This is a genomic window from Novosphingobium sp. (genome assembly GCF_020852455.1).
Taxonomy (GTDB): domain Bacteria; phylum Pseudomonadota; class Alphaproteobacteria; order Sphingomonadales; family Sphingomonadaceae; genus Novosphingobium.
In genome coordinates this window covers 1-16,203 of sequence record NZ_JADZAT010000021.1, presented here as the reverse complement: position 1 = coordinate 16,203, position 16,203 = coordinate 1, and the positions used below count along the sequence as shown (strand labels likewise).

20 protein-coding genes are annotated in these 16,203 nt (G+C 67.0%); 19 read left to right on the top strand and 1 reads right to left on the bottom strand.

The genetic code is table 11. The features are described from left to right. Window positions 1–108 precede the first annotated feature (108 nt). Both IT549_RS09935 and IT549_RS09930 read left to right on the top strand, forming a co-directional pair. The gene (locus IT549_RS09935) at window positions 109–636 is read left to right on the top strand and encodes a hypothetical protein (protein ID WP_292972659.1); all 528 of its coding nucleotides are present in this window, start codon (window positions 109–111) and stop codon (window positions 634–636) included. Then, a complete protein-coding gene (locus IT549_RS09930; protein ID WP_292972657.1) occupies window positions 633–1,961 on the top strand; it encodes a terminase family protein in 1,329 nt (442 codons plus the stop codon). Before IT549_RS09935 ends, IT549_RS09930 begins: the two co-directional genes overlap by 4 nt. A 347-nt stretch (window positions 1,962–2,308) precedes the next feature. On the opposite strand, the gene IT549_RS09925 is transcribed toward IT549_RS09930, so the two are convergent. Continuing rightward, entirely contained in the window at window positions 2,309–2,746 is a 438-nt protein-coding gene (locus IT549_RS09925; RefSeq protein ID WP_292972654.1) for a hypothetical protein, read from the bottom strand. A gap of 66 nt (window positions 2,747–2,812) precedes the next feature. Between IT549_RS09925 and IT549_RS09920 the strand changes: the two genes are divergently transcribed. From IT549_RS09920 to IT549_RS09840, 17 genes are all read left to right on the top strand, one after another. Next, window positions 2,813–3,955, top strand: a complete 1,143-nt coding sequence (locus tag IT549_RS09920) for a phage portal protein (RefSeq protein ID WP_292972652.1) — start codon at window positions 2,813–2,815, stop codon at window positions 3,953–3,955. 11 nt (window positions 3,956–3,966) lie between these two features. Then, a complete protein-coding gene (locus IT549_RS09915; RefSeq protein ID WP_292972650.1) occupies window positions 3,967–4,275 on the top strand; it encodes a DUF6127 family protein in 309 nt (102 codons plus the stop codon). A gap of 2 nt (window positions 4,276–4,277) precedes the next feature. Beyond that, window positions 4,278–4,679 carry an HK97 family phage prohead protease gene (locus tag IT549_RS09910; protein WP_292972713.1) on the top strand — a complete coding sequence of 134 codons (402 nt, stop codon included), beginning with the start codon at window positions 4,278–4,280 and terminating at the stop codon, window positions 4,677–4,679. A gap of 89 nt (window positions 4,680–4,768) precedes the next feature. Beyond that, entirely contained in the window at window positions 4,769–5,902 is a 1,134-nt protein-coding gene (locus tag IT549_RS09905; RefSeq protein WP_292972647.1) for a phage major capsid protein, read from the top strand. Between the two features lie 108 nt (window positions 5,903–6,010). Then, complete coding sequence (locus IT549_RS09900) at window positions 6,011–6,562, top strand: hypothetical protein (protein ID WP_292972644.1); 552 nt, start codon at window positions 6,011–6,013, stop codon at window positions 6,560–6,562. Further along, the gene (locus IT549_RS09895) at window positions 6,559–6,714 is read left to right on the top strand and encodes a hypothetical protein (RefSeq protein WP_292972642.1); all 156 of its coding nucleotides are present in this window, start codon (window positions 6,559–6,561) and stop codon (window positions 6,712–6,714) included. Before IT549_RS09900 ends, IT549_RS09895 begins: the two co-directional genes overlap by 4 nt. A gap of 5 nt (window positions 6,715–6,719) precedes the next feature. Beyond that, window positions 6,720–7,109 carry a DUF3168 domain-containing protein gene (locus IT549_RS09890; RefSeq protein WP_292972639.1) on the top strand — a complete coding sequence of 130 codons (390 nt, stop codon included), beginning with the start codon at window positions 6,720–6,722 and terminating at the stop codon, window positions 7,107–7,109. A gap of 121 nt (window positions 7,110–7,230) precedes the next feature. Next, window positions 7,231–7,638 carry a phage major tail protein, TP901-1 family gene (locus IT549_RS09885; protein ID WP_292972636.1) on the top strand — a complete coding sequence of 136 codons (408 nt, stop codon included), beginning with the start codon at window positions 7,231–7,233 and terminating at the stop codon, window positions 7,636–7,638. Beyond that, window positions 7,635–7,976, top strand: coding sequence for a gene transfer agent family protein (locus IT549_RS09880; protein ID WP_292972634.1), 342 nt, complete (start codon window positions 7,635–7,637; stop codon window positions 7,974–7,976). Before IT549_RS09885 ends, IT549_RS09880 begins: the two co-directional genes overlap by 4 nt. Then, on the top strand, window positions 7,973–8,188 hold the full coding sequence (locus tag IT549_RS09875) for a phage tail assembly chaperone (protein WP_292972631.1): 216 nt from the start codon (window positions 7,973–7,975) through the stop codon (window positions 8,186–8,188). The genes IT549_RS09880 and IT549_RS09875 overlap by 4 nt, the downstream gene beginning before the upstream one ends. Further along, window positions 8,157–8,750, top strand: coding sequence for a tail tape measure protein (locus tag IT549_RS09870; RefSeq protein WP_292972629.1), 594 nt, complete (start codon window positions 8,157–8,159; stop codon window positions 8,748–8,750). Before IT549_RS09875 ends, IT549_RS09870 begins: the two co-directional genes overlap by 32 nt. Before the next feature lie 13 nt (window positions 8,751–8,763). Further along, on the top strand, window positions 8,764–11,100 hold the full coding sequence (locus IT549_RS09865; protein WP_292972627.1) for a DUF2460 domain-containing protein: 2,337 nt from the start codon (window positions 8,764–8,766) through the stop codon (window positions 11,098–11,100). Then, window positions 11,097–11,918: a DUF2163 domain-containing protein gene (locus IT549_RS09860; RefSeq protein WP_292972625.1), complete on the top strand. Its 822-nt coding sequence runs from the start codon at window positions 11,097–11,099 to the stop codon at window positions 11,916–11,918. The genes IT549_RS09865 and IT549_RS09860 overlap by 4 nt, the downstream gene beginning before the upstream one ends. After that, entirely contained in the window at window positions 11,915–12,322 is a 408-nt protein-coding gene (locus tag IT549_RS09855) for a hypothetical protein (RefSeq protein ID WP_292972623.1), read from the top strand. Before IT549_RS09860 ends, IT549_RS09855 begins: the two co-directional genes overlap by 4 nt. A gap of 11 nt (window positions 12,323–12,333) precedes the next feature. Further along, window positions 12,334–14,517, top strand: a complete 2,184-nt coding sequence (locus IT549_RS09850; RefSeq protein WP_292972620.1) for a phage tail protein — start codon at window positions 12,334–12,336, stop codon at window positions 14,515–14,517. A gap of 22 nt (window positions 14,518–14,539) precedes the next feature. Beyond that, entirely contained in the window at window positions 14,540–14,995 is a 456-nt protein-coding gene (locus IT549_RS09845; protein WP_292972617.1) for a DUF2793 domain-containing protein, read from the top strand. A gap of 201 nt (window positions 14,996–15,196) precedes the next feature. After that, window positions 15,197–16,203: OmpA family protein (locus tag IT549_RS09840; RefSeq protein WP_292972614.1), on the top strand; the 1,007-nt coding region annotated here is incomplete at its 3' end.

The following is a 16,203-nucleotide window of genomic DNA, read 5'->3' as shown; positions in this document are numbered from 1 at the left end:
TGTGCTTGACATCGTCACGCTATTATGGCACAAATCAGGAACATCGCGATAGACCGATTCGCCGCCCCCGGCGCACCGGCTTGCGAACCACCCTGCAGGAGCATGCCCATGACCACGGAGCCCAAGGCGCCGAACCCATCGCCGCGTGCCCGCAAGACGCGCACCGCCAGGCAGAAGCCCAAGGTGCGCATGGTCAAGCGCGCCCGTGAGGAAGGAGACAATCCCGGCACCGGCCATTGGCGGGTCTATTTCCTGGAACACCTGATCGAAACGTCGAATATCTCGGCTTCGGCGCGGCACGCCGGGACCATTCCCAGCCGGGCCTATCGCACCCGCAAGCACGACCCGCTGTTTGCTGCAGCGTGGGATGCGGCGCTGATCGAAGGGTACAAGAACCTTGAGATGGATGTGCTGGCCTACCTCAGGAACCCCAGCCCCGAACACAAGATGGACGTGGCCAGCGCCATCCGCCTGCTGACCCTGCACCGTCAGGCCCGGGCGCAGGATCTGGCCCGCGACGAGGAATGCAGCGAGCAGGAAGCGCTTGAAGCGCTGGATTCGATGCTTGAGCAGATGCGCCAGCGCGCGGCGGCCAATGCCCTCGAAGATGACGACGCGGGTGAAGCAGGCCGATGAACGAACGGACCAGGAAGCGCCTCAAGGCGCTGCTCGCCCTTGAACCGGTCGAGCGCCGGGAAATGTTCGAACGCCTGAGCGAATCCCAGCGCCGGCCCTTGCGGCACAGCTGGCAGCTGTTCGCCCACGACGGTCAGCTTGCGCCCGAAGGTGACTGGCTGATCTGGCTGATCCTGGCCGGTCGCGGCTTTGGCAAGACCCGGGCCGGGGCCGAATGGGTCCGCGCGCTGGCCGAAAGCGATCCGCAGGTCCGCATTGCGCTGGTCGGCGCTTCGCTGGGCGAGGCCCGCGCGGTGATGGTCGAAGGCGAAAGCGGCCTGCTGGCGATTGCCCCGCGCGGCAAGCGCCCCAAGTACGAGCCGTCGAAGCGCCAGCTGCAATGGCCCAATGGCGCGCGCGCCACGCTCTATTCGGCGGGCGAACCGGAATCGCTGCGCGGCCCGCAGCACAGCCATGCCTGGTGCGACGAAATCGCCAAATGGGATGGTGCGGGCGGCAAGGCGCTGAGCGCCTGGGACAACCTGCTGCTGGGCCTGCGGCTGGGCGAACGCCCGCAGGTGGTGGCCACCACCACGCCGCGCGCGGTGCCGCTGCTGACGCGGCTGATCGATCACCCCGAAGCGGAGCAAACCCGCGGCCGGACCATCGACAACGGCGCCAACCTGCCGCCGCGCTTCATCAGGGCGATGAAGCGCGAATTCGGCCGGACCGCGCTGGGCCGGCAAGAGCTTTATGGCGAACTGCTGGACGATATCGAAGGCGCGCTGTGGACCCGCGCCTTGCTGGAGCATTGCCGCGATGCGGCTGGCCCCGGCACCCCGATCCGCACCGTGATCGGGGTCGATCCGCCGGCTTCGGCGGCGGGCGATGCCTGCGGGATCGTGGTCTGCGCGCTGTATGAAGACGGCCTGGTCCGGGTACTGGCCGATTGCTCGATCGAGCGGCCCAGCCCGGAAAGCTGGGCCCGCCGCGTCGCGCAGGCAGCCCAGAGCTGGGAAGCCGAACGCGTGGTGGCCGAAGCCAACCAGGGCGGCGATATGGTCGCCGCCGTGCTGCGCGCCGCGGATGTGGCGCTGCCGCTCAAGCTGGTCCACGCTCGGCATGGCAAAACCGCCCGCGCCGAGCCCGTCGCCGCACTCTACGAAGTCGGCCGGGTGCGCCACCTAGGGACATTCCCCAAGCTGGAAGACCAGCTCTGCGGGCTGATGGCCGGCGGGGCCTATCAGGGGCCAGGCCGATCGCCGGACCGCGCCGATGCGCTGGTCTGGGCGGTTACGGAACTGGTGCTGGGTAGGCGGGGGGTGCCGAGAGTTCGCGCAACCTAAATAGGATTTTTCCTATATTTTGCGATTTTGGTCGATTTTCACACCGAGACTCAGTGTTTAGCCATCAAGTCCAACATCAGGTATGTGACATGTCACATACCTGATGTTGGACTTGAAGTCTACTCATAAAACTCGCATTTGGAGATCGGAAACTGAGACGACATGGTGACGCAAAGTTTACCTATTCGATACAGTATGTGATTTGCAATGCATAGAGGTGGGAACCGCCACCCCACGCACTTTGGGAAACCAGAGTAGAGGCCTTGAGTCGAGAGATCGCGGTTGGCAACGCGCTAGCATTGCAGAGACCTTGGGGGAGCCACCGCGCTCCCCCAATTATTTGGTAGTCAGAAGAGCACTTTCAATGCGCCCTTGAGGCGGCGAGAATCAACGTCCTGCTGCTTGATGGTATAGGCACTCTTGACGTTGTAAGTCCCATGCTGACTCAGCTCCAAGGCGATCGCAACGAGCGCGAATTCACGCCCGTCTACGTCCACGTCTATCTTTTTGACGAGATAGAAGCCGCCTCCATTGTGAGCGTCTTGTCCGGCGTATGTTGGTGATCGGAGAATATCGATCAAATTCGCCATAATAACAGGATAGTCGTCGGGATGGTCGTCAGCGATATGGGCATGACAAGCCTTGCTAACCCACACATCCGCAATCTCTAACTCAGTGCCCAAGACGCGATTTATCAGATCTGCCGGGAGCGGACCGACGCGGAACGCTTTTCGCCTGGTCCTAATTAGATCTCTCGCCATCATGCTAATTTGATCGCGTTCCACTCTGCTTGTCCAGAGTCAACAATTCAAAAATCAGAATAACTTTCTGAAATCTCCGAAAGGCCCCCCATGTCCTTCCTCCAATCGCTGGCCGCCGCCTTCAAGGGCGGGGGGCCGCGCGTGCCGTTGGCGCGCACATTTGTTTCGCCCTGGCTCTATGGCGATCTGGGCAATCCCAGGGCGCCGTTCGACTATGGCCGCGCGGTGCGGCGGGCCTACCTTGAAAACCCGGTGGCCCAGCGTTCTGTGCGGCTGGTGGCCGAGGGGATCGGCGGGGCGCCGCTGGCGCCGTGCGATCCCGAACTGGCCGCGCTGGTAAGCGCAACCAGCGCCGGGCAGAGCCTGCTTGAAACACTGACCAGCCAGCTGCTGCTGCACGGCAATGCCTATGTCCAGCTGATCAAGGACGGCGCGGGCCGCCCGGTCGAGCTCTATGCCCTGCGGCCCGAGCGGGTTTCGGTGCTGGCGGGCGGCGATGGCTGGCCCGAGGCCCTGGCCTACAAGGTGGGTGAGCGCACGCTGTCGATCCCGCTGAGCGATGAGAGCGCCGCGCCCAACGTGATCCATGTGCGCCATTTCCACCCGGCCGACGATCACTATGGCGCGGGCTGCCTGGCCGCCGCTGACGAGGCAGTGGCGACGCACAATGCCGCGGCGCTGTGGAACCGGATGCTGCTGGAAAACGCGGCGCGGCCTTCGGGCGCGCTGGTCTATGATCCGGGCGATGGCGGGGTGCTGGCGGCCGACCAGTTCGAACGGCTCAAGGCCGAACTGGCCGAAGCCTATTCGGGCCATGCCAATGCCGGGCGGCCAATGCTGCTGGAAGGCGGGCTCAAGTGGCAGGCGCTGAGCCTGACCCCGTCCGACATGGACTTTGCCGCGCTGAAGGCCGCCGCCGCGCGGGACATCGCGCTGGCTTTTGGCGTGCCGCCGATGCTGCTGGGGCTGCCGGGCGATGCCACCTATGCCAATTACCGCGAGGCCAACCGCGCGCTGTGGCGGCTGACCCTGCTGCCGCTAGCCGCCAAGCTGCTGGGCGCGCTGGGCGAAGGCCTGACCACCTGGTTTCCCGACGAACGGCTGGCGATCGACCTCGACCGGGTTCCGGCGCTGGCCGAGGACCGCGAGAAGCTGTGGGCGCAGATCGGCGCCGCCACTTTCCTGAGCGATGCCGAGAAGCGCGCCATGCTGGGCCTGGCGCCCGCTGCTTGAAGGAACATTTCATGAACAGAGACGAGATGGTTGCGCGGCTGGTGGCCCAGGCGGCCAGTGAAGGCGCGGACCTGGTGACCCTGCGCGCAATGGTCGAGGAAGCCAGCGAGCTGGGCGCCGAACGGGTGCTGACGCGGATGGGGCTGGATGATCCCACCGCCCATGCCGATCTGTCCGAACTGCGCCAGCTGCTGCAGGCCTGGCGCGATGCCAAGGCCTCGGCCTGGAAGGCGGCGGTTGCCTGGGTGGTGCGCGGCGCGCTGGCGCTGCTGCTGGTCGGCATCGCCTTTCGTACCGGCACCGTGGGTCTGCTCAAGTGACGTTGAAGTTTGCGGGCTATGCCGCCCTGTTCGACAAGCGCGACGCCGGGCGCGACACGATCCGGCGCGGGGCCTTTGCCCGCACCTTGGCCGGCCGGCGCGAGCCCTTGCCGCTCTACTGGCAGCACCGGGCCGACCAGCGGATCGGCTGGATCGAGGAGGTCAAGGAAGACGAGCGCGGGCTGCGCGTTGTCGCCAGCCTCGACAATCCCGCCGGCGGAGCCGCCGCCGCGCTCAAACGCGGGCAGGTGACCGGGCTGTCGTTCGGTTACCGCGCCCGCCAGTTCAGCCGCGATGCCGATGGCCGCGAGCTGACCGAGCTCGACCTGTTCGAGATCAGCCTGGTCTCCCACCCGATGCAGCACGGCGCGCGGGTGCATCTGATCCAACCTGTCGCCGCCTGACGGCGACACCGCAATCCCCCCTCCCGCAAGCGGGAGGGGGATCCGAAGCGTTCCGGCCTTGTGGCGGAACAACATTTGAAAGGCCCCCCATGGATAATGAACTGCCCGAAGAGGCGCTTGACGCCTCGTTCGATCTGGTTGCCCGCCAGGATGCGGCTGAACAGGCGCTGGGCGCGCTGCGCAGCGATGTCGAGGAAGTGAAGTCGCGGATCGAGCGGATCGGCCGCTCGCCGCGTCCGGCGCTTGACGGCGCCATGCCGGCCAGTGCCGAGCTCAAGGGCTTCGTCGATGGCTACCTGCGGCTGGGCCGCACCGCCGAACTCAAGTCAGTGACCGGCGCGGTCGCGGCCGATGGGGGCTATGCGGTGCCGCGCGAGATCGATGCGCTGATCGCCGCACAGCTCAAGAATGTCAGCCCGATCCGCGCGATTTCGCAGATCGTCCAGACCAGCACTGCGGGCTATCGCAAGCTGATCACCAACAGCACCGCCGCTTCGGGCTGGGTCAGCGAAACCGGTGCCCGGCCGGAAACGGTCACTTCGAAGTTCAACGAGATCGTCCCCCCTTCGGGCGAGCTCTATGCCAACCCCTCGGCCAGCCAGGCGATGCTTGATGATGCAGCCTTCAACCTGGAGGAATGGCTGGCGAACGAAATCGCGGTCGAATTTGCCCGGGCCGAAGGCGCCGCCTTCGTCAACGGCAGCGGCACCAACCAGCCCAAGGGGTTCCTGCAGCAGCCGACCGCGCTGACCGCCGATGCGACCCGCCCGTTCGGCACGCTGCAGTTCACCGCGACGGGCAACGCCACCGGGTTCGACACCGCGCCGGAGCTCAAGCTGATCGACCTCGTGCACTCGCTGCGCTCGGGCCACCGCCAGGGCGCGGTCTTCGTGATGAATTCGAAGACGCTGGCCGCCGTGCGCAAGTTCAAGGCCGCCGACGGATCGTTCCTGTGGCAGCCGGGGATCTACGAAGGCTCGCCGGCCCGCCTGCTGGGCTATCCGGTGATCGAGGCCGAAGACATGCCCGATGTGGCCGCCGGCACCTTCCCGATCGCCTTCGGCAACTTCAAGAACGGCTACATCATCGCCGAGCGCCGGACCACTTCGATCCTGCGCGATCCCTACACCAACAAGCCCTACGTCAACTTCTACGCCACCAAGCGCGTCGGCGGGCAGGTGCTGGATAGCGATGCGATCAAGCTGCTGAAGATCTCGACCTGAGCCTGACCGGACCGGGCACCCCCTCCCTGCCCGGTCCCGCGCCCGCGCCGCCGCCTTCCCCCGGCGCGGGCGCCCCCCTTTACCCAGCCAACCAGATTGGAGACCGCGATGAAGCGGGTTATCGTCACGCCTGCCACGCTTGCGCCAGCCGCGCTCGCCGAACTGAAAGACTGGCTGGGCATCACCACCGCGCAGGACGACGCGCAACTATCCGCGCTGATCCAGGCCGGGCTGGAGCTGTGCGAACAGTTCACCGGTCTGATGCCCCTGCAGCAGGTCTGCGAGGAAGTGCTGCCCGCGACCTGCGAATGGCAGGTGCTGGCCACCCGCCCGGTCCAGGCGATCACCGCGATCGACGGCTTGCCCGCCGAAGGTGCGCGCTTTGCCCTGCCGGTGGCGAACTATGCGATCGACCTCGACGCCGCTGGCGGCGGTCTGGTGCGGGTCAGCAATCCCGGCAGCGCGGGCCGGGTCGCGGTGCGCTTCACCGCCGGGCTCGCCACCGACTGGGCCAGCCTGCCCGATGGCCTGCGCCACGGGGTGCTGCGGATGGCCGCGTTCCAGTATCGCCACCGCGAGGACGAAGGCGCAGCCGGCACCACCCCGCCCGCCGCCGTCGCCGCGCTGTGGCGGCCCTGGCGGCGGCTGCACCTGGCATGAGCGGCAGCTTCGAAAGCTTCGCCCAGCGGCTGCTTGCAGCGGCGCAAGGGGCGGCAACCGCACGGACCGAACAGCTTCGCCTGGCCCGCACCGATCCGGCGCAGCGCTGGCGCAAGGCCAGCCTGCTCTGGCCCAATTTCACCAAAGGATAGTGCCGATGGAAGTGCCCCTGCGCGCCGCGCTGCTGGCCTGGCTGGCAGCCGATCCGGCGCTGTCCGGCCAGCTCAATGCCATTGTCGAGGAAGCGCCTTCGCGCACCGCGCTGCCATGGCTGGCAGTGGCCGCCTCGGCCAGTGCCGACTGGAGCGCCAAGGATGTCAGTGGCCGCGAAGTCCGCGTCGCGCTCGAACTGCATTGCCGCGGTGACCAGCCGGGCAGTGCCGCCGCGCTGGTCGCGGCAATCGAGGCGCGGGTGGCAAGCCTGCCTGCCGCCCAGGGCACCTTTCGCGTGGTCAGCACCAGCTTCCTGCGCGCCCGCGCCGAACAGCGCGGCGCCAACACCCGCGCCGTGCTGATCGAATACCGCTTCCGCCTGCTCGCGGCCTGACCCGGACATCCTGCACCCCTCCCGCTTGCGGGAGGGGCTGGGGGTGGGTCTGTCCTGCCGCCCGACCAGCCCACCCCTAACCCCTCCCGCAAGCGGGAGGGGGACTTCAAGGAGAACCAGAATGACCGCCCAGAAAGGCAGTGCCTTCCTGCTCAAGATTTCCGATGGCGCCGTACCCGCCGTGTACCGCACCGTCGCCGGCCTGCGCACCACCCAGATGTCGATCGCCGGCGATCCGGTGGTGATCACCACCAAGGAAAGCGGCGGCTGGCGCGAGATGCTGTCCGGCGCCGGGGTACGCTCGGTTTCGGTCAGCGCGGCGGGCATCTTCCTCGGCAGCGCTGCCGAAGCGCAAGTCCGCGCCAATGCCATGAACGGCACGCTCGACGATTACGAACTGAGCTTTGAGGATGGCGAAAAGCTGCGCGGCCGGTTTCTGGTCCAGAAGCTCGATTACTCGGGCGATTTCAACGGCGAGCGCAACTACACGCTGCAGCTCGAAAGCTCGGGCGCGGTGGTTTCGGCATGAGTGCCGAACCCACCCGTGCCGCCAACCGGTTTCGCGGCGAAGCCACGCTGGTCGTGGCCGGTTCGCCGCGTCTGCTCCGCCCCAGTTTCGCCGCGCTGGTCGCGGCCGAGGAAGAACTGGGCCCACTCTTCGCGCTGGTTGAGCGCGCTGGGGCGGGGCAGCTTCGGCTGGCCGAAATGGCCGCGCTGTTCTGGCACTGCCTGGCCAGCCGCGACGGACTGGACCGCGATCAGGTGGGCGAGGCAGTCATGCGCCAGGGCCTGGCCCAGAGCAGCCAGCCGCTGCGCATGCTGCTGGGCCAGATCCTGCAAGGCGAACTGGGCGACGATCCGCAATGACCCGCAGCTTTGGCCCGGGCGCCGCACGGCTCGCCGGGCTGACCGCGCGTCTGCTGGGCTGGCGCCCCGACCACTTCTGGCAGGCCACCCCGGCCGAACTGGCCGCAGTGCTGTCCCCCTATGCGGCCGAGGGCCAGCCGCTCGACCGCCACGAACTCAACCGCATGATGGAGCGCGACAATGACCGATCCGGTCGACAGCCTGATGCTTGAAGTCAGGGCCAATACCCAGGCCTTTGCCGCCGATGTCGCCACCATGCGCGGCGCGTTCGACGGCACCCTGGTCGATGGCTTTGCCCAGGCCGGAAATATCCTTGAACGCGGGCTGCTGACCGCGCTGCGCAAGGGTTCGATCGGGTTCGAGGATCTGCGCCGGATCGCGCTCAACGTGATCGACCAGATCGCCTCGCGCTCGCTCAACAACCTGTTCAGTTCGATTGGCCTTGGCGGGCAGGGCGGCGGCAATGGCGGCGGCGGATTGCTGGGTTCGATCATGAACATCGGCAACATGGTCGCATCGTTGTTCGGCCTGCCGGGCCGGGCGACCGGCGGGCCGGTTTCGCCGGGACGCGGCTACATGGTTGGCGAACGCGGCCCCGAACTGTTCGTGCCGACCAGCGCCGGCCGGATCGAAGCCATGCTGCCCGGCCGCGGGCGCGATGTGAAGGTATCGATCACCATTGCCGCGCCGCAAGGCACCAGCGCCCCGCAGGCGCTGCAACGCTCAAGTCGCCAGGTGGCCAGCGCGGTGCGCCGGGCCCTGTCGGAATTCTAGGAACCCAAGACAGATGGCCTTCTGGCTGGCGAGCAAACGCGAAGGGCAGGACAGCGACTGGATCCAACGGTTCGATCCGCGCTTCTGGACGATCAATTTTCCGCGCCCGATGATGGCTGCGCTGACCACTACGGCGCCAGACGCACTGCGGGTTGATGCCGTGTTCCTGCGCGAAGGCGATCTGGCCGGGATCATCTGGGACAGTGTCGACCATTTCGACCACTCTTTGCTGGCCTACCGGACCAGCCGCGACTATTCGCGCACCCGGCTGAAATTTCGCTGGAAATCGGGCGGGATCGTGGCGCTGAACGCGGTCAACGGGCCGACCCTGACGATCGAGGGGCGCGATTCCGCCGGGCAGCCGCGCACCTGGTATGTCAGGCTGTGGAACTATGCCCAGGGCTCCGCCACCGATGCGCAGGTGACGATCGACTTTTCGGCGCTCAAGGGCGGGTTCCTGCTCCCGGCCGAGGCCGATCCGGTTCACCCGGCCGATATCGACCGGATGTTCATTTCGATTGTCGCCCCTGGCTATGTCGCGGGCAGCACCGCGCCGCTGGCCACACCCGCCGAAGGCTGGGCCGAGCTAAGCGGGATTGCCTGTGAAGGGCACCGCGCGATGCTGGAAATTGGCGACGTGGTGGTCCCGCCGCATGGCCTGGCCATGGCAACCGCCTATGACGATGCCACCAACCAGGCCCCCGCGCGGCTGATCCGCAACGCCCTGCAACTGGGCTATCGCGGCAGCCTGCTGCACTATGTCGGGATGAGCCATTTCATGCGGCTGGCCGTCAGCGGAGGCCAGTTCCTGGTTCCCGCCAGCGGCGATCCGCTATGCACCCCGGCCAAGGCCTGGCATCGCAGCTTCCTGGCCGAAGCCAAGGCCGCCGGGTTCGCGCCGATCCTGTCGCTGTCTTATGAGCTGCTGGCCCAGCATTGCCCCGATGCCTGGCAGCAGCGCGCCGAAAATGGCGATCCGGCCCGTACCGGCTGGGACCCGCCCTCGGCACTGCTCTCTCCGGCCAACAGCGCGGCGATAGCCTGGCTGCAAGCCGCGGCTACCGGCTTTGCGGGCCTGATGAAGGAAGCCGGCCTGCCGGTACGCTTCCAGATTGGCGAGCCGTGGTGGTGGGTCATGGCCGATGGCCGCCCCTGCATCTATGACGATGCCGCCAAGGCAGCCTTCGGCGGCAGTCCGCCAGCGATCGCAGATCTGGGCGCCAGCCTGACCGCACCGCAAACAGCCTTGCTTGACGCAGCCGGCGCATTGCTGGCGCAATCCACCGCTGCCCTGCGCGATGCCGTGCGCGCGGCTGCCACACCCGCCACGGCTGAGGTCCTGCTGCTGGTCTTCCTGCCCGGCGTGCTCGATCCCGACCGCCCCGAAGCGCGGCGGATGAACCTGCCGACCGGCTGGACCAACCCGGCCTATGACCGGTTGCAGGCGGAAGATTATGACTGGCTGACCGCTGGCGCCGATGCGCAGCGCCGCGCGGCCTATTCCGCGCTGGACGCACGGCTTGGCTATCCGCCGGCGGCGCAGGATTATCTGGCCGGCTTCGTGCGCGATCCCGCCGACAAGGCCCGCTGGCGGCAGATCGATGTCGGGCTCGACGAGGCTGCCGAACGCCAGGCGCATGAGCGCTTCGTCTGGGCACTGCCCCAGGTTTGCCGTGACGGATTTGTCCGCCTGCCCCCCGCCAGTGACGAGGATGACATGCTGCCTTTCGATGACTTGCCCTACCCGCTCGCGCTGGGCCGCGATGCCATGGTCGTGCCCGAATTCTCGACCAGCGTGGCGGTAACCGCCTCGGGGTTTGAGCGGCGCAATTCGCTGTGGTCGAATGCGCGGCTGCGTTTCGATGTCGGTCCCGGGATCCGGTCTGAACAGGAACTGGGCGAGCTGCTGGCTTTCTTCCGCGCCCGGCGCGGTGCGGCGCGCGGGTTTCGCCTGCGCGATCCGACCGATTTCAGCTCCAACGGGATGACCGGCACCCCCGGCGCCAGCGATCAAGTGCTGGGCACCGGCGATGGCATCCGCACCGACTTTGCGCTGATCAAGGCCTATGGTGAAGGTGCGGCACTGCAATTGCGGCGGATCACCCGGCCGGTGACTGCCAGCATCGCGGTCAGTCTTGACGGGGTGGCCAGCAGCGCCTGGACCTTGGCGGACAAGGGCGTGATCCGTTTTGCCACGCCGCCGGCCGCCGGCAAGGTGGTGCGCGCGGGTTTCCTGTTCGATGTCCCGGTCCGCTTTGCCGAAGACAAGCTTGAGGTGTCCGGCGCGGTCTTTGCCGCCGGGGAAGCCCCCAGCGTGCCGGTGATCGAAGTGCGCGAGGCTGACGCGTGACCCGCGTGTGGTTCAGCCAGCCGCTGGAAACCGTGGCAACCTTCTGGCGCGTGATGCGCCGCGACGGGGTGACGCTGGGGTTCACCACGCATGACCGCGACCTGTGGTTCGATCACATCATCCACCGCGCCGCGCCGGGCATGGTGCCATCGGCAATCCGCCGCAGCGCTGGCTTCGAGGCCGACAGCGCCGAAGTCCAGGGTGCGCTCAGCCACAATTCGATCAGCGCCTTCGATCTGGCGATCGGCCGGTTCGACGGCGCGCGGGTGCTGATCGGCCTGGTCGACTGGGAAAGCCATGAAACCCATGTGGTCTATCGCGGCACGATCGGCACCGTCGCCGAGGAGGCCGGAACCTTTTCGGCCGATCTCGTCTCACGCAAGGCAGAGTTCAAACGCGATCCGGTGCCGCGCACCAGCCCCGGTTGCCGCGCCGCGTTCTGCGGCCCGGGCTGCACGCTGTCGGCCGTGCGCTTCAGCCATGCCGCTACGCTGAGCGCGTTCGATGCCGGCAGCAATGCTGCGACCTTCTCGTCGATCGGCAGCCTGTCGCACTTTGTCGGCGGGCAGCTGCGCTGGCTCGATGGCCCCTATGCCGGGTTGTCGAGCGGAATTGCCGGTACCCAGGGCAGCGCCTTGCTGCTCGAAGTGCCGCTGGATCAGGCACCACCGCCGGGCAGCCGGGTGCTGCTGCGCGAGGGCTGCGACCGCACGCTTGAAACCTGCGTCAGCCGTTTTGCCAACGCGATCAATTTCCAGGGTGAGCCGTTCCTGCCCGGGAACGACCAGATCACCCGCTATCCCTCGCCCGTCCAATGACCCCGCGGCGCCTGGCCCGCGAGGCCGAACGCCTGGTCGGCCGGCCCTTTCGCCTGCATGGCCGCGACCTCAAGGGCGGGGTCGACTGCATCGGCCTGTTCGCGTTGGCGATGGCGCGCGGCGGCTGTCCGGTTGCAGTGCCAACCGGCTATCCGCTGCGCCTGAGTGACCTTGATCGCTGGCTTCCGGACGCGGCCAGTTGCGGGTTTGGCCCGGCGCAGTTGCCCTATGCCCCGGGCGATGTCGTCATGCTGCAGGCGGGCCCCGCGCAGTTCCACCTGGCGATCGCCGACCGCACACTGGGCTGGATCCACGCCCATGCCGGCCTGCGCCGGGTGGTTCGCGATGCGGAGATACCCGCGGGCACACTGGTCCATCACTGGCGCCTGCTGCGCGCCCGATAGGAATCGCAACAATGGCAACCATCATTCTCTCGGCGGTCGGTTCGATCTTTGGCGGGCCGATCGGCGGCACGATCGGTGCGATCATCGGCCGCGAGATCGACTACATGATCTTCAAGCCGCCGGCCCAGGAAGGGCCGCGGCTGACCGAGCTCAAGATCACTTCGTCCAGCTATGGCATGCCGGTCGCCCGGCAATTCGGGCGGATGCGCGCGCCCGGTCAGATCATCTGGTCCACCGACCTGGTCGAGCACAAGGACAAGCAGAGCAGCGGCAAGCATGGCCCCTCGGTCATCACCTACACCTATTCGGCCAGCTTCGCGGTCGCACTGTCGAGCCGACCGATCCGGTCGGTCGGGCGGATCTGGGCCGACGGCAAGCTGCTGCGCGGGGCCAGCGGCGACCTCAAGGTTGGCGGCACCTTTCGCCTTCACACCGGCGAGGGCGACCAGCCACAGGACGCGCTGATCGCCGCCGCCGAAGGTGCCAGCCGCTGTCCGGCCTATCGCGGGCTGGCCTACGCCGTGTTCGAAGACCTGCAACTGTCCGAATACGGCAACCGCATCCCGACGCTGTCGTTCGAAGTCATTGCCGACAATGGCGCGCTGTCGCTCGCCACCTTGCTTGAAGGAACGCTCGACGATCTCGATGCCCAGCTCGAACTGACTGGAATTGGGGGAATTTCGGCCGAGAGTTCGCTCAACGAATTGCTGGGGACGCTTGATCCGCTGTTTCCGCTCGATTGTGATGCCTGCGACGACCGGCTTATCCTGCGGCCTGACCGGCTGCAGACGGCCACCATCGCGCTGCCCCCCGCCGCGACATCGACCAAGCGCGAGGATTTCGGCGGCAATGAAGGCTTTGCCCGCAAGCGGACGGGCGAGAGCGAACAGCCGGTCGAGGTGCTGCGCTATTACGACATCGACCGCGATTACCAGCCCGGTGCCCAGCGCGCGATCGGCCGGCCACTGCCGGGCCAGCCGCGCTCGGTCGACCTGCCGGCAGCGATGACTGCCGCTGCGGCCCGGCGGCTGATCGGCGAGGCGGCCAAGCGCGCGCAATGGGCTCGCCAGTCGCTGGCCTGGCGCGTAACCGAACTTGATCCGGCAGTCCGTCCGGGCGCGAAGGTCAGCGTCCCCGGGCATCCCGGCCTGTGGCGCGTGGCCGGTTGGGAGTGGCACGACCAGGGCATCGACCTGACCCTGACGCGGCTGTCCCCGCTCGCCGCAGTGCCCTTCGCGGCTGATCCGGGGCGCGCCAACTCCGCACCAGATCTCCTCGCACCGCCTACGCTGCTGACCGCCTGCGAACTGCCCTGGGACGGCAATCCCGGCACTTCGGTCCCCCTGCTGCTGGCCGCAGTATCTTCGGCCAATGCCGGCTGGTCGGGTGCGGCACTGTTTGTCGATCAGGGTGATGGCGCGCTGCAACTGCTTGGCCCGACCGGGCGGACCCGGGCTACTATCGGGACGGCGCATGATGTGCTGGGCGCAGCCTCGCCGCTGCTGTTTGATCGCCAGCGCAGTGTCACGATCGAGCTCGCGGGCGAGGATCTGATCCTGACCGACGCGACTCAGCGCCAGCTGGCGATGGGCGCCAATCGCGCCTTGTTGGGTCAGGAGATCATTCAGTTCGCCAGCGCTTTGCCGCTCGGAAACCGGCGCTGGAAGCTGTCCGGCTTGTGGCGCGGACGGGGCGGCACCGAACTTGCCGTAGGACTGCACCAGACCGGCGAAGACTTCGTGCTGCTTGATGGGACCGGGATAGCGCTAGATCCACAGACAGTCGGCGATGCACCCGCAACGCAGATCGCTGCGATCGGCCTGGGTGACACCGCCCCGGTCACCAGCACCATCGCCTTGCGCGGGATCGGCACACGCCCACTTGCCCCGGTCCACGGTCAGGCCGCTTACGGCCAGGACGGCTCGCTCCAACTCACCTGGACCCGACGAGCACGCGGCGCCTGGCAATGGCAGGACCTTGCCGAAGTCCCGCTCAACGAACAGGTCGAAGCCTATTTCGTGACCTATGGGGACGGCGCGAGCGTGATCGCCAGTTGGGATCTGGCCAGCCCCCACCTTACCCTGACAGCCGCCGAATTCGCATCGCTGGTCAGCTTGGTGCCGGCTGGCGAGTTCACCATCAGGCAGCGCGGTGACCGCGGCACTTCTTACGCGCTGACCCTGGCCCTGCCCTGATCCGATCCGGAGACCCCATGCCATGACCGACCCCTTGTTCGACAGTCGCACACCCCGATTCGATCTGCCCCTGCTGTTTGCGGGGCAGGCCCAGAAGGAGGGCTACGTCAACGAAGTATCCGCCCGAATCGACGCCATCCTGCATGGTGCGATCGAAGATGAACTGACGAGCCCACCAGCCACGCCCGGTGACGGTCAGTGTTGGCTGGTTGGCGCCAGCGCGAGCGGAGAATGGAGCGGAAAATCGGGCCAGATCGCCGCACGCCAGGCCGGCAATTGGCTGTTTATCACGCCCTGTGACGGCATGCGCCTGCTGAACCGCGCGACAGGCCAGGAAATCCGCTTCAATGGCTCCTGGCTGGCTGCGCCGCGGCCATCGGAACCAAGCGGGGGATCGACTGTCGACGCCGAAGCGCGCGCCGCGATCAACGCAGTGATCGCGTCGCTTACCACCGCAGGCATCCTCGCACCAGGTTGACCCAAATTGAGTGAACCAACCGCCGCCCAAAGGATTCGCTGCGCCGGTCACCGCGAATTCATGTCGTTTCGTGCGATTGGCGCACGAAATCGCGACATTATTGCAACAGTTGAGAGCTTTGGGCGCTTGCGCGCTCAAATCGTTGGAGTTAGACGTTTCCCCACTCGGTGGCTCAATCCTATCAAAAAGGGGAAAACACTAATGCGCAAACTCGTCATTGGGATGGCGCTGGCCTCTACGGCCCTCGCGACGCCAGCCCTGGCTCGTGACGACACCTGGTACATCGAAGGCGACTTCGGTGGCACCATTGTCGAAGACTCGCAATTCTCGACCGGCGGCACCAACGTCGCTGTCGCCAACTGGAAGACCGGCTATGATGTCGGCGCCATCGTTGGTTACGACTTCGGCGGCTTCCGCCTCGAAGGCGAAGCCAGCTATCGCCGCGCAGGGATCGACTCGCTCGTTTCGGGTTCGACCACCTATACCAGCGCCAGCGGCCTCGACGGTCACGCCAGCGACCTGAGCTTCATGCTCAACGGCCTGCTTGATTTCGGCGCTGACGACGGCCTGCAGGGCTTTGTCGGCGGTGGTGTCGGCGTTGGTCGTGCCAAGTATCTTTCGAACGCGCTGACGATCAACGATTCGGACAGCGGCTTCGCCTGGCAGGCGCTGGCCGGCATCCGTTATCCGGTGACCGACAACATCGACCTGGGTCTGAAGTATCGCTTCTTCAACCAGGACAATGTGAACCTGAACGTCGTGCAGCGGCTGCCGCTCGACACCCGCTTCCGCTCGCACTCGCTGATGCTGACGCTGGGTTACAACTTCGGCTCGGCTCCGCCGCCGCCGCCTCCGCCGCCGCCGCCGCCGCCTCCCCCGCCGCCGCCGCCGCCGGAACCGGCTCCGCCGCCGCCGCCGCCGCCGTGCAACAAGGGCCCGTACATCGTGTTCTTCGACTGGGATAAGTCGGACATCACGCCGGAAGCCGCTTCGATCCTCGACAGCGCTGTCGCCGCCTATGGCAACTGCGCCAACGTGCCGATCATGCTCGCCGGCTATGCTGACCGTTCGGGCAAGCCCACCTACAACCAGGGCCTGTCGGAACGCCGCAACGCGTCGGTCACTTCGTACCTGACCTCGCATGGTGTCCCGGGTGGTGCGATCACCAGCCAGGGCTTCGGCGAAAACAACAACCGCGTTCCCACCGC